At 43.3% G+C, this 13861-nt stretch carries 9 protein-coding genes; 1 reads left to right on the plus strand and 8 read right to left on the minus strand.

The annotated features are described in order from the left end of the window. From ACFI34_RS14405 to ACFI34_RS14440, 8 genes are all read right to left on the minus strand, one after another. Complete coding sequence (locus tag ACFI34_RS14405; RefSeq protein WP_462673975.1) at positions 1-723, minus strand: Eco47II family restriction endonuclease; 723 nt, start codon at positions 721-723, stop codon at positions 1-3. A 265-nt stretch (positions 724-988) separates the two neighbouring features. Next, positions 989-1702 (minus strand): hypothetical protein, encoded by a 714-nt coding sequence (locus tag ACFI34_RS14410; protein ID WP_462673976.1) that lies wholly within the window; start codon positions 1700-1702, stop codon positions 989-991. 162 nt (positions 1703-1864) lie between these two features. Then, positions 1865-3655: an alkaline phosphatase gene (locus tag ACFI34_RS14415; protein WP_462673977.1), complete on the minus strand. Its 1791-nt coding sequence runs from the start codon at positions 3653-3655 to the stop codon at positions 1865-1867. A gap of 11 nt (positions 3656-3666) precedes the next feature. Further along, complete coding sequence (locus tag ACFI34_RS14420; protein ID WP_462673978.1) at positions 3667-5250, minus strand: alkaline phosphatase; 1584 nt, start codon at positions 5248-5250, stop codon at positions 3667-3669. 207 nt (positions 5251-5457) lie between these two features. After that, positions 5458-7899 (minus strand): TonB-dependent receptor, encoded by a 2442-nt coding sequence (locus ACFI34_RS14425; RefSeq protein ID WP_462673979.1) that lies wholly within the window; start codon positions 7897-7899, stop codon positions 5458-5460. A 213-nt stretch (positions 7900-8112) separates the two neighbouring features. Further along, positions 8113-9852, minus strand: a complete 1740-nt coding sequence (locus ACFI34_RS14430) for a solute:sodium symporter family transporter (protein WP_462673980.1) — start codon at positions 9850-9852, stop codon at positions 8113-8115. 110 nt (positions 9853-9962) lie between these two features. After that, on the minus strand, positions 9963-12023 hold the full coding sequence (locus tag ACFI34_RS14435; RefSeq protein WP_462673981.1) for a glycoside hydrolase family 31 protein: 2061 nt from the start codon (positions 12021-12023) through the stop codon (positions 9963-9965). 106 nt (positions 12024-12129) lie between these two features. Further along, positions 12130-12897 carry a sulfite exporter TauE/SafE family protein gene (locus tag ACFI34_RS14440; protein WP_462673982.1) on the minus strand — a complete coding sequence of 256 codons (768 nt, stop codon included), beginning with the start codon at positions 12895-12897 and terminating at the stop codon, positions 12130-12132. A gap of 170 nt (positions 12898-13067) precedes the next feature. Here ACFI34_RS14440 and ACFI34_RS14445 point away from each other — a divergent pair, with 170 nt between their 5' ends. Continuing rightward, positions 13068-13817 carry a GntR family transcriptional regulator gene (locus ACFI34_RS14445; RefSeq protein WP_462673983.1) on the plus strand — a complete coding sequence of 250 codons (750 nt, stop codon included), beginning with the start codon at positions 13068-13070 and terminating at the stop codon, positions 13815-13817. The last annotated feature ends 44 nt before the right edge of the window (positions 13818-13861 follow it).

The raw sequence follows: 13861 nt of genomic DNA on the forward strand, positions 1-13861 counted from the left end.
TTATTTATAAGCTAGTGTGAAATACTCTTTAAATTCTTCCACATCTTTCATCGCTAAATTTCCTTTATCCAGAACATGTTCAAATACATACTCGATAACCTCGGGCAATACATCATATAACTCTTGCAATGCATTTTCTCTTCCCGTCACTAGGGCATAGAAGCTGGCGCCATCGATGATACGAACGTCCTTTCTGGATTGCACTTTAATCCCAGTGCTGGGATCCGAGGGTGCAAATGGTACGTCTGCTCTTTGCGGTTTTTTTGGAACAATATTTACAAAGTAAGCCGTATAACCATAATAGCCGCTTGCTTTCTTTGATATTTTTTCAACTAGGTTCTGATATTGACCAGCAAGCTTACCGCCCGTAAGTGTGTTATGTTTATTTTTGATTTCAGCGATAATTTTATCATCATCATTTTTCAAATCAATTTCGCCACCGACGCCGAGATCGACCCAACCGTTTACATGCCCCAGGATCTTTTGGTGTAAATTACCAATGCTGTTTGATAACGTTTTTTGATACTGTCGTACAGTTTCCGCTTCTTTCCAGGTTACTATATCGAAGCCCGATATCGCTGCATCAAATAAAGTTGTGAAAGGGTCTATTACGTTTCTGTGAAACTTTTTTTCTGCATTCAGCTTACTTGCGAACCCGCTAGTGAGAACTTCACTCACGAATGTAATAAGATGTTGATCTTCAATGTATTCTAAGTACGCCATTAAAACTCCATTTTCATTTAGATTTTACTTTTTAGCACACTCATATTATCACGATTTAAGAAACGTCCCTATAGTGTGAACTTATATTAATACCAACTATAAATAATTTTACCTTGATGATCTGCTGTATAAAAATGGGAAACTGTTTGCAGTATTACTTGGGCGGAAATGGCTTAAATTAATCTATTTTTAAATACCTACTTGTAGCTCATAGCCGCCTATCATCCTTTCAGCTATGAGCTACTACGTTTAAAAACGCTAAAATCTAGTGATGGTGCCCACCTTGAATCGCTTTACCTTGTTGGTTGTAAAACCCCGTTGCGCTGTGCTCTATAAAACCTAGGTTGATCATTTTCGCTAAAAACGGGTCGTTTTCGTTATCGCCAATGTCGGCGTAGTCGGTGGTTTGAAAGCGATCCCACTTGGCAAACTGTGCGGTTATTTCTGCTTTATTGCTGCTTACATCATTTAGGTTAAGCTCAGTGTGAGTGTGGCTTTTTTTATTGGTTACGCTAAAGCTTTTAACCAAGTTTGATTTGGTAAATAAAGCGAGTTTAAATTGGTTGTCGCCCTCAGAAAGTGTGTAGTTTTTTACTTCATCGCAGCCGCTGCCTTGGGTGTTTACTAGGGTCATTTTTTCGATTAAATGCGTATCCACGAGCTGATTTTTAGCGCTCCAACTTTGTACACCGCGTACCTCAGATGGCTGATACTCAATACCGCGATGCTGAGCATTAAAATAACGAATTGGGCGAATTTGCTTGTTAGCTAAGTGCTGCCAAAGCTCAGTAATTACCTCACGCTGATGCGCAACTTGTGAGTTGTTTCGCCAAAGCGTAAGTGATTGCGTGCTTTGCTCGTTTTTATGAGTATTGGTAATTTTATAGTCGGCTTTTAAATGCTCGCTATCAATATTACATTGCTGCGCTAGGGTGCTGGTACTGGCAAGTGTTGCCATTAAAAATAATGCTAGTTTCATTAAATTATCTCTTATTTAAACGTCACTGTAATAGGCATTACCATACCCATTTACAGTGGCATTTTTATGACATAAAAAAACAACTCGCACAGCGTACGAGTTGTTTTTAAATACCTCATTTTTAATACGTACTTTATGTGCTGAGCGTACGTATTAAATTACTTATGGCGTTACTTTTTCATCAGCGGTAGTTACTAAGTCTGCTGCAAAGTCCATTACATGGAATAAAAAGCTTTGCTCGTTAGTGCCTGTCACTAAGTGAGCGCCTGGGCCCATTGCGTATACGCCAACATCTTCACCTGCGTGAGTTTCTGAGCCAAGTGGTACAAGTGCCTCTTGGTGAAAGCCCGCTGAAGTTGTATCAACATCGGTTAAATCAACACGCCCAGTTACCGGTGCAGCTAAGTAAGAGGCGTCGGCATTTGTTTCATCGCCTAAGTCTCTGTAGCCTAAACCATTGGTGTAACCTACTGTAGTATATGGCATGTCGTCGGCTGCAAGGCTTGGCTCGGTTTGACCTACTGCAACCACTTTACCTAATATTGGGTTACCACGTTTTGGGTAGCCTGCAATAGTAAATACATGGCTGTGATCGGCAGTTACCACAATTAAGGTTTCTTCTGGGTTAGTGTTGTCCATCGCGGCTTTAACGGCTTTAGCAAATTCAATAGTATCGTTAAGCGCGTTGTAGGCATTACCCGCATGGTGCGCGTGGTCAATACGACCCGCTTCTACCGATAAGAAAAAGCCCTTATCGTTGTTATTAAGCACGTTGATTGCTTTTTCGGTCATTTGTGAAAGCGACGGCTCGCCCGCTACATCATTTGCGCGGTCGGCTTCGTATTGCATGTGCGATTCGTTAAATAAACCAAACACCTTTGTAGCATCGTCGCTAATTGCATCAAACCCTGCTTGGTCCATTACGTAGTTGCCATTAGGGTAAGTAGCTTGCCACTCGGTGACTAGGTTACGGCCATCGGTACGATCCCCTTCAACTGCGCTGATTGCATCACTTGAATTAGCCGCGGCATCTTTTGGTAAAAAGTGACGACGACCGCCACCCATTACTACGTCAATACCATCTACATCAATACCTGCAAAGCGTGCTTCTAGGTTAGCTTCAAAGTTAACAAGCTGCGATGCAATGTCTTCACATGCGTCTGAACCTGCTGGCATATCTGAGTTATCTTCCCAGTTACGATCAGCCGATTTAGCATACGTTGCCGCTGGCGTTGCATGGGTAATGCGCGCCGTTGAAATAAGGCCGGTTGCTTTGCCTGCAATTTCGGCAAGCTCAAGCGAGGTGACCAGCTCATTACCTGCAACGGTTGAACAAACACCGCGCTCAATGTCTTCGTCTACACCGATTACGCCAACATCAGTTTTAACACCTGACACCATCGCCGTCATTGTGCCTGCTGAATCAGGTGTTTGTGCATCTACGTTGTACGTTTTAACAAAGCCTGAGTAAGGCATGGTTTCAAAGCTAAGTTGATAGTCTTCACCCATACCGCCTTCAAGCTGGCCCGCTAAAATACGTGCAGCCGTAACGGTAGAAATACCCATACCGTCGCCGACAAATAAAATAACATTTTTAGCCTTGCCCGACTCTGTAACCGCCTCGTTATTAGCTTGCTGTGTTGCTGATAACTTTGTTTGTGCGTCGCTATACCAGGCATTACCTGTAAGGTTAGCTAATTGCTCAGTAGTTAGCGACGTTGCTGGCGCATTACACACTAGGTTAGATGAGTTAACTTCGTCGCTATCGAGTTCGCCATTTTCGTTTGTATCTACACCCACTTGGGTTTCTACACCGCCATTAATACATTGCGCTGAGCCCACGGCTATGGCGTTGTCTACTGCGATAATATTGTTATCACTTTTATCGTCATCACTTGAACAACCCGCTAGCGCGACCATTACTGCTAAAGAAAGTACTGTTAATTTTTTCATGTTCGCCGCCATTATTGCTGAGTTAATTCAAGAGCTTGGTTAATTAGATGAAATACAACGTTTTGCTCAATAACACCTTGAGCAAGTTGTGCACCAGGGCCTTTAGCATGCAATGAAATATCTTCACCAGCATGCGTTTCAGAACCTAGTGGTACGGTTGTTTCTTGGTGAAAACCTGGGGTTGTTGTGTCAACACCGTTTAACTCAACGCGCCCAGCTACTGGGCCGCTTAAGTAGGTTGCATCAGCGTTTGTTTCATCACCTAGATCTCTAAAACCGAGTCCGTTTGCATAACCTACTGTGGTGTATGGCATGTCATCGGCAGCAAGGCTTGGCGCTGTTTGGCCTACAGCCACTACTTGGCCTAAAATTGGGTTACCGCGCTTAGGGTAGCCTGCAATAGTAAATACATGGCTGTGATCGGCAGTGACTAAAATAAGGGTTTCTTCTGGGTTGGTACTATCGATTGCGGCTTGCACTGCATTGGCGAATTCAATGGTGTCGTTAAGTGCGTTGTAAGCATTACCTGCGTGGTGCGCATGGTCAATACGGCCCGACTCAACCGTTAAGAAAAAGCCGTTTTCGTTTTTACCCAATACCTCAATCGCTTTTGTGGTCATTTCACTAAGTGACGGCTCGCCTGCCACGTCGTTTGCGCGGTCAGCCTCGTATTGCATGTGCGATTCGTTAAATAAACCAAATACTTTAGTAGCGTCATCGGCAATAGCATCAAACCCAGCTTGGTCCATAACGTACGTTGCATTTGGATATTGTGCTTGCCACTCGGTAACTAGGTTACGCTCATCGGTGCGGTCGCCTTCAACGGCGCTTGTCGCATCGCTTGAATTAGCTGCAGCATCTTTTGGTAAAAAGTGACGACGACCGCCGCCCATTACAAAATCAAGGCCGTCTACGTCGGTACCTAAAAAGCGCGCTTCTAGGTTTTTTTCAAAGTTAACTAGTTGAGATGCAATATCTTCACAGGCTTCTGAGCCTTCTGGCATATCTGAAATATCTTCCCAGTTACGGTCTGCCGATTTTGCGTACGTAGCCGCTGGCGTTGCATGGGTAATACGCGCTGTAGAAATAACCCCTGTTGCAAGGCCTTTAATTTCAGCCAGTTCTGTTGCCGTTAAAAGCTCGTTACCTGCAACCGTTGAACACACACCGCGCTCAATGTCTTCGTCTACACCAATTACGCCTACATCGGTTTTAACACCTGAGATCATTGCGGTCATTGTGCCTGCAGAATCCGGCGTTTGCGCATCTACGTTATACGTTTTAACTTGCGCAGAATAAGGGAACTCTTCAAAGCTTAAATAGCCTTCTTCACCTGGGTTGCCTGCTCGTTGGCCTTTTAAAATACGTGCTGCCGTTAGGGTAGAAATACCCATGCCGTCACCCACAAATAAAATTACGTTTTTTGCTTTTGTAACTTGTGCACTTTGTGCCTGAGTATTTTTAGTAGCTAACGTAGTTTGTGCGTTTGTATACCAGTTATTGTCTGTTTGGCTTTGTGGTAATACATTGGCATGACTTGCAGCGCTTAACATAAATGTTAGCCCAACCGCCGCAGCGACTTTTTTAATTTTCATCCTTTATTATTCCCATTATGTAGTGGTTATTTTTGCTTGAAGCTAAAACCTCAAATAAGTAACCGCTGCACTATAGGAAATACATATGACTAATAAAGGACGTTTTAATGAAGAAAAAGTGACCAAAGATTGACAAAAATAAGACACAAAAAAGCGCAGCGGTTTAACGCTGCGCTTGTTGTTATACAAGGGGAAATTTTTTAACTATTAAAAGCGCGCCTTAAACGACACCCCAAAGTAGCGCTCTGCATCACGCGGTATTTGGTAACGGAAATTATCGCCACTGTAGGTTGTTGCATAACTTTCGTCTGTTAGGTTTTTAGCAATAAGCGATACTCTAAAAGCATCGTCTTTAAACGATAAACCTACGCTTGCATTTAAAATACCGTAATCTGGTAATAAGGCTGCTGGGTTAAACTCGCCTACATTATTAGGTAGGTCAGAGTATTGCTCGTCAGTGTATATGTACGAGCCATTTACGTGCACGTTAAAGCCGTGTTCGGTTTCAATAAAGTAGTCAGCGCTTAATGAGTACTTTAAGTCTGGCGAAAATGGAACATCTAGCCCTGAGCGGTCAGTACACGATCCTGCGGCCACTTCTGGCGGACAATTAAATTCATCAATTTCGGCTTTAATATAGGCAATACCACCGGTTAGCGTAAGCGCATCGGTTGCGGCCCACATAAAGTCAACTTCTGCACCCTGTGTGCTTACGTCGCCTGCGTTTGTTAAGCGAGTAATACAGGTGCCGTCTGAACAATCAAAGTTGTTTGCTTGGAAGCCTTCAATTTCGGTTTTAAATACTGCAAAGTTAAACACAAAGTCGCTGCTTGCATACTTATAGCCAAGTTCAAACGCGTCAGACTCTTCCGGCGCTATTTCACGGCCGTCGTTGTCAGGGTTAAAGTTGTAGTAAATATTAAAGCCAGGCCCTTTGTAACCTTGCGAGTAAGTACCGTATACCATTTGGCCATCGCCTAAATCGTATTGCATACCTAAACGGCCCGATACGTTAGTTTCTTCAGCTTTACCCTGCTCGTCAGTATTTAACGTTGCAGGGCGTACACCTACACCACGACGGCCATATACATCGTTGCTGACACGGCGGTGCGTGTACGATACTTCGTCATCGGTATAACGCAGGCCAAATAACATGGTTAAATCGTCAGATAACTCATAAGTACCGTCTGCAAAGGCTGCCCAGTTATTAAACTCTGTACTCATGTATGCAGTAGCCGACACAATGTCGTTCGCATTACAGCTAACGCCTAAGCCCTGTGCGTAGCCATCTAAGTCGGCAAGCGCTGCGTCTAGCTCTGCACCCGACAAGTTATTTTGCGCGTAAAACGCCATGGCGCTATCTAACTGGCCTGCGTTATTTTGGCAACTGGCATCGCGAGTAAAGTTACGTTGTGAGTCCATGTTCCAGTAAAATAAACCAGCCACGTAGTTAAATGGCCCACTTAGGTTAGACGTTACACGAAACTCTTGTGAAAACTGATCCCATTGTTGCTCGCCAATGTCATGTAATTGAAATGGCACACCAAATACGGGTTGATTGCTGTCGCCAGCAATAGAAGTAAAGTCGCCTTCACGAAACTCGGTGTTATCCCACGAGCGCTGTGCAGTAATTGACGTATACGTGTGGTCGCCAATGGTTTTATCAACTTGTACTGAAAACGCGCTGTGTTTATCTATTGTGCGCGACTCATAGTCGTGGTCAACTTTACGCTGATCTAGGTCTATGTCGGCAACACCATCAACAATACCGTTACTGTTTGGCGCCGATTTTGAATCAGGATTACGGCCACTTGGTAGGCCTTCTAAATCGGCACAACAATCGTCATCGGCGTTGTAGTATTCTGCAATAAATTTAACGTTTAGGTCGTCGGTTGGTTCGTATTTAAATACAGCACGCGCACCTTCACGGTCGTAGCCGTTTACTTTTTCGTTGTTGTATACGTTATCTATGTAGCCATCAAACTTACCTTTAAATACGGTTAAGCTTGCTGCTAAGTCGTCGCTTAGGCCGCCACTTACAACGCCTTTAAAACGGTATTCGTTGTCTTGATAAAACGAGGTTTCTATACTGCCGGTAGTGTCGTAAGACGGATCTTTTGTTGTAATGTTTACCACACCCGCAGAGGCATTTTTACCAAATAATGTGCCTTGAGGGCCGCGTAATACTTCAATACGGTCTACATCGTATAAGTCTGCAAAAGCTTGACCAGAGCGACCAAGTACCACGCCATCAACAACCGTTGCTACACTAGGCTCAGCTGCAATACTAAATGAAATAGTTCCAATACCACGCACGGTGAGCGCCGAGTTACGGGTTGTGGTGCCTTTTCTAAAGCTCACAGACGGTACAAGCGATTGTAAACCTTCCATATTATTAGCAAACGCTGAATTAATTTGATCGCTATTTAGCACCGATACGGCAACCGGCACTTCGTTTAAGCTTTGCGTACGCTTTTGCGATGTCACCACTATTTTTTCAAATGAATCGTTTTTATTATTTTGCTGTTCTTGTTCCGCTTGCGTTTGATTTGCTTGTTCTTGCGCTGCATTAACTTGTGCGCTAACGGCTAAACCAGTTGTCATTGCTAACGAGACAGCCAAGCTTAAGATAGACTTTTTAGCTCTCATGTCATTCTCCATATTGTGCGTGTGTGCTGTGTGGTACCGCGCTAGCAATTGTGTGGTTTGCTAAATTACGGTGACAGTGTGTGTTAAGTATTTTCCTTACTAGCTCTTATATCTTATATAAGAGCTACAAATTTAAACAATCAAACTTCGTAATGCAAACATTATGTGAATAAAATGTGATTTAAAATCACATATAGTGGTTATAACCTGTGTTTATGCGGCCTTTGTGACACCTATATGGGCGAGGCTGTTTTCGTATCGCACATGCCAACGACGCACGCTCCACCAGCTAAACAATGCAGCTAATGTCCAAACAGTAATGAGGCTAGGCACAAAATAAACACTGGTACCGCCAACTAGGCCTACAGGAGAAAATACAATATATAAGCTCACTATTAAGCTAACCAATACAATGGCGCACGGTAGTGCGTATTTCCAAGGGCTTAAGCTTACTTCGGCTTTGCGGGTAAATTGCCACGGTTTTGCAAGTGGCTTGTAGTAACCAATTCCTAGCATTATTGCCAATTCAATAAAGAATAAAATGGCGTAAATATGGATAAAGTTAATATCAACATCCCACACAAATTTAAGTAGCGTGTAGGCAATAACATGAAAAATAATCGCCACTTTAGCGCCCAATGCAGGCACTTTACGAGTAAATAAACCCACTAACACAATTGTGATGACCGGAATGTTATAAAAACCGGTAAATACACGAATAATGTGCCATAAGCCTTCGGGTGCAAACATGAGTAATGGCGCGGTTATAAACGACAAAACAGCAATAACAATACTGGTTATTTTGGCCACTTTAATGAGCTTTTCGTCGCTTACTTTGTCTTTTTTCATGGGTTTATAAACATCTAAACAAAACAGCGTTGCGGCGCTATTTAGTAATGAATTAAACGAGCTAAATACCGCCCCTAATAATACGGCTAAAAAGAACCCTGATAAGTACTGAGGAAGTACATCTTTCACTAAGTGTGGGTAGGCTAAATCAATAGTTTGTAGGCTTTCATGCTTATAAAGATGGTACGCAATAACCCCAGGGATCATCATCATAAAGGGTACTAGTACTTTAAAGTACCCTGAAAACAACACCCCTTTTTGCCCTTCAACTAAGTTTTTAGCACCTAATGTGCGCTGGATCACGTACTGATTTGTACCCCAATAAAATAAATTAGCGAGGATCATGCCGGTAAAAATAGTGCCAAATGGCACGGGATCATCCTCGCTACCAATAGCATTAAGCTTTTCGGTATCGGTATTTACTAAAGTACTTAAACCATCAGCAAAGCTGCCATCGCCAAGCGCAATAAGCCCAAGCGTTGGCACTAAAATACCAATAATAAGTAACCCAACACCGTTAATAGTATCGGATACGGCAACCGCCTTTAAACCGCCAAATACCGCGTATATAGCGCCAACGGAGCCAACAATAATAATGGTAACAATAAGGCTTGCTTGATAACTCATGTCTAATAAGGCGGGTACATCAAATAGCCTAAGCACGGCGATTGATCCTGAGTACAAAACCGAAGGAATAGTAATAAAGCAGTATCCGACCATGAATAAGATCACCGTCATGCGGCGTACGGTATCGTCAAAACGATCTCGTAAAAACTCGGGTAAGGTAGAAAATGCCCCAGCTAGATAGCGCGGTAAAAAGATCAGCGCCATAATAATGGTAGAAATACCTGCGGTCACTTCCCATGCCATTGAACTAAGGTTGTAACCATACGCAGAGCCATTAAGGCCAATAAGTTGCTCGGCCGATAAATTAGTGAGGATCATCGACCCTGCTATAAATGTACCTGTTAAACCACGGCCCGCTAAAAAGTAACCGTCTTGGGTGTTAACTTCCCCTTTGGTTTTTTGGTACGAGATATATCCCACCAGCGCCATAAACGCCAAGCACGATAGCAGTGTCATGGTAATGTTCATACCTTCCATCTTGCGCCCCTTTTAGCTTACTTTACTCGGTAAAAAGTAAGCTAATATCTTTATTATTGTGTGTGTTACGTGTGTTACGTGTGTTGTGTGTGTTTGCTATTTACCGAGTTTTATTTTGGCCAAGCTGTTAGCTGGCTCATGTCTTGCTCTGTGTGTTGAACCTCTGGGCCGAGCATGAGCGTATCGCCTTTACGAACAAATACGGCCATTTGTGTAAGCTCAAGTGTTTCTTCGTAATACTTACCGCCCTCGTAAGTTTGTCCATCAGGAAAGCTCAACCATTCCCCTTGCGGTAAGTAAAATTTAACTTTACCGCTAGGTACCACACATGGCACAACAAGGAGCTTTTCGCCGCACATAAATTGCTGATCAAAACGATGTGCCAATACCTCATCAGGAAATGCCAGTGCCATGGCACGCTGAATAGGCAGCCCTGTTTGCTGCGCTTGCTCTGCACACGCTTGTAAGTACGGAATTAACTGATAGCGTAATTTAAGCGCTGCAAATACGGCGTCACTTGCTTGCTCGGTGTATGACCAGGGTTCGCGTGGGCCAATACCATGTAAGCGCATATGCGCACTAAATACCGACGCTTGCGCCCAGCGTACATAAAGCTCTGCATCACGGGTGTCTTTGTAAAAACCGCCAATGTCGGTTGCAAAAAATGGCCCGCCCGACATGCCCCACGCTAAGCTACCGCGAATGCTCGCTGCTAAACCTTGCCAATCGGCTTGCGGGTCGCCGCCCCATTGTGCAGGGAATCGTTGGCTACCCGTCCATGCAGATCGGCTAAACAAAAATGGCCCTGTTTTACAGTACTTTTCTGCTGCTTCATAAACGCAGCGGTTATACAACATGCTGTAAACGTTGTGTAATCTTATGCCGCTGTCGCCACTATGCGATACCATGTTTTCGTCTTCTAGCTGTTCGCCAAAGTCTGCTTTTATCATATCTACGCCAAGCTCAAACAGCGGCTTGTGCGATTCTAGCCAGTATTGGTAAGCGTCGGGGTGAGTAAAATCTAAAATACCCGACTCAGGTAATGGCGTAAGTACTTCGCCAAAGGGGCTTAAGTCCCAATCGTATTGATACGCTTTACCTGTGCGTTTATCTTTTATTAGCCAGCCGTTCTCGGCCGCTTTAGCAAATAATGGGTTGTTTACCGAGATCATCGGGTATTCCCACACACAAATTTTAAAATCCATGGCTTTTAGTTCATCAAGCACAGGTTTTGGGTCGGCGTAACGTGTTGGGTCCCATTCAAAAGCAAAGCGGGTGTCGGTGTCTTGCCATGCTCGGCCATCAAGGGTAATTACATCACACGGCATATTTTTAGCACGTACTTCGCGGGCAACACTTAATAGCTCATCAGCATTTTTGTAGTACGCTTTTGATAAAATAACGCCAAAGCTCCACTGCGGTGGTACCGGTGCAAAACCAGTTAGCTCGCAGTAGCGATTAATACTTTGTGCAGGCGTTTGCTCTTGGTATAAAAAGGCATCGAGCGCGTCGTCTTCTACTAAACACACGTAAGCACGTTGCGACCAAAGCGCGTAACCTACCCCATGTGTAACTGGCGCCGGCGTGTGTACAAATAAGTTCCAGCCCTCTGGACTCCAAGCGTATGGCGTATTTTTATATGATTTTTCGGCATTTACGCCCAGTGCATCGTGATTGTATGAGCGAATAAGTTGGCCGCGTTTATCAAGCTTGCCCCACTTTTCGCCAAGGCCGTATACGGCTTCGTCGTAATTAAGCTCTAGGCTTAAAATCCAGCCGTTATCGGTTTTAGCCAATGGTGGTAATCGATGCTGGCGCACAAAGTGGCCATCGGTTGCTGATTGCTGTACTAATTTATCGTTTTTATAAAGCTTAAAGTAAAAAGGGTCGCTATAAAATTCTAAGCGGTACTCACCAGCTGTGGCTTCAAAGCCTTGGTCTAATTTATTAAGTGATAGCGGTAAGTTTGAAGGGGTGGTGGTTAATATATTAAACGCGTGGTCTTGCGTTATGCCTGCATTTAAACGTAAACCAAACTGGCTTATGGTAACGCTGACCTCGCCAAATTGAGTTGGTAAAACTAGCACATGGCCTTGTAGTTTAGGCTCTGCAGTTAAGCGTGCTGGTTCTATTGCGTTCCAGTCTGGCTCACGTAATTCAAATGCATTCATGGGAGTTCCTTACCAACTATAGTCTTGTATAAGACACAAGTTAAATAATTGTGATCCCTATGTCAATGTAAATAAACTTAACTTTAATTAATTAACAGCACTCGCTTTAAACTAGGGTGGGCGCCGAGGTAACCACCAGCGATATACCACTTACACCCAGTAGCGTGATGGCAATAATGCGTATCCATTTTGCATCTACGTATGGGGTTAAGCGTCTTGAAAAATGAGTCACAAGTAATACTAAAGGAATTGCAGCTGCAATTAAAAACATAATATCGAGATCAGGCAAGGTGCCAAATAAAGCAATGCCCACTCGTACTATGCCACCAATGGTAAACACTGCAAGTAACGTACTACGAATTGCCTCAATAGACCAAGCTTGTTTGTAGCACTGAAATACCAGCGGTGGTCCCGACGTTGAAAACAACCCGCCCAGTAAACCACTTACCCCGCCTGCAATTAAAAAGGAGCGAGGACGACTTTGCCTGTCGGTTTGCTTTCGTTTTACTAGCATTAAAGCGCAGCACAATAAAATGCTAATGCCCAATATAAAATTTAAAAATTGAGTTAAGTGCGCCGACATATATTCAAGTAAAACAAACCCTAGCAACATTAGCGGAATACCTGTATACAGCATGAGTTTTAGCGCGGGGATTTTTACTGCATTGCGGTTTTTAACCACCACAGTGGTTGAGTTAACAAGCCCTAACAAACTGACTAAAAACGTGGTTGCCGTTAATGGCAATACATCTAATAGCGTAAAACTGGCTACCACTAAAAGCCCAAAACCAAACCCACTGAGTGTTTGCAATAGTGTGGCTGCACTTAAGCAAAGCGCCATAACTAATATAAGTTCGAATGAAATACTGAACACTTTAAATTTCCTTGGGGTGCGCTATTGTAGTGTAACGATTTGTTTTTAGGCATAATGTAAAAACAAGCTGTAATACAATAGCTCACAATTAACTGATAGCACGCAAAAGTGCGCAAAAAGTACCACCTATGTTATAACTACAGGTGGATTAAATTTAACGGTAAATAACAATGAGTAACTCTATGTTTGATCACAAATTAAGTGGCCCAAGCTTGGCTTTTCAACCACTTTACTTACAAGTGGCTGATTATATTAAACAGCTCATTGTTGAAAGACGCTGGGTACCTGGCGAAGCGCTACCTAGCGAGTTTCGCCTTGCTGAAGAATTTAATGTAAGCCAAGGCACTGTTCGTAAAGCGCTCAACTTACTAACCGACGATAAAATAGTAACCCGCCGACAAGGTGTAGGTACGTTTGTATCTGAGCATACCGCGCAAGACGCACTTTTTAGGTTTTTCCCACTACAAGCCGACGGTAAAGGTGCAGATTTACCAAAGGCAGAGCTGTTATCGGTTGAGCTTTGCCCTGCACCACTCGATGTGATTGAAGCCCTGCAACTTAATAAAAAAGACAAAGTCACTAAGCTTGTGCGTAGGCGTATTCTTGATAATGAATTTTGTATGAGCGAAACTATATACCTCCCACAAAGCTACTTTCCTGATATACATCAAAGTAAAGATATTCCGCATACATTGTACCATTACTACCAAACCAAATTTAATCAAACCGTACATAAAACCCAAGACAGCATAAAAGCGGTATTAGCCGACGAAACTGATGCAAAAATGCTTGCAATTAAAACTGGCGATCCACTGTTATTAGTGTCGCGTATTACAGAATCGATTGAAGGTAAACGTATTGAATATCGCCAAAGCAAGTGCCGAAGCGATGATTACCACTACCAAATTGAGCTTGATTAATTCACCGCATTTAACCGCTAATTATTCATATTAGCGCACACCTA

This window comes from Pseudoalteromonas sp. PSi26 (assembly GCF_054960575.1).

What these genes read in the sequence shown, in the direction of transcription:
- ACFI34_RS14430 (WP_462673980.1), bottom strand. Translation starts at nt 9,852, where the DNA reads ATGGAAGGTATGAACATTACCATGACACTGCTATCGTGCTTGGCGTTT.
- ACFI34_RS14425 (WP_462673979.1), bottom strand. Translation starts at nt 7,899, where the DNA reads ATGAGAGCTAAAAAGTCTATCTTAAGCTTGGCTGTCTCGTTAGCAATG.
- ACFI34_RS14415 (WP_462673977.1), bottom strand. Translation starts at nt 3,655, where the DNA reads ATGAAAAAATTAACAGTACTTTCTTTAGCAGTAATGGTCGCGCTAGCG.
- ACFI34_RS14410 (WP_462673976.1), bottom strand. Translation starts at nt 1,702, where the DNA reads ATGAAACTAGCATTATTTTTAATGGCAACACTTGCCAGTACCAGCACC.
- ACFI34_RS14445 (WP_462673983.1), top strand. Translation starts at nt 13,068, where the DNA reads ATGAGTAACTCTATGTTTGATCACAAATTAAGTGGCCCAAGCTTGGCT.
- ACFI34_RS14420 (WP_462673978.1), bottom strand. Translation starts at nt 5,250, where the DNA reads ATGAAAATTAAAAAAGTCGCTGCGGCGGTTGGGCTAACATTTATGTTA.
- ACFI34_RS14405 (WP_462673975.1), bottom strand. Translation starts at nt 723, where the DNA reads ATGGCGTACTTAGAATACATTGAAGATCAACATCTTATTACATTCGTG.
- ACFI34_RS14435 (WP_462673981.1), bottom strand. Translation starts at nt 12,023, where the DNA reads ATGAATGCATTTGAATTACGTGAGCCAGACTGGAACGCAATAGAACCA.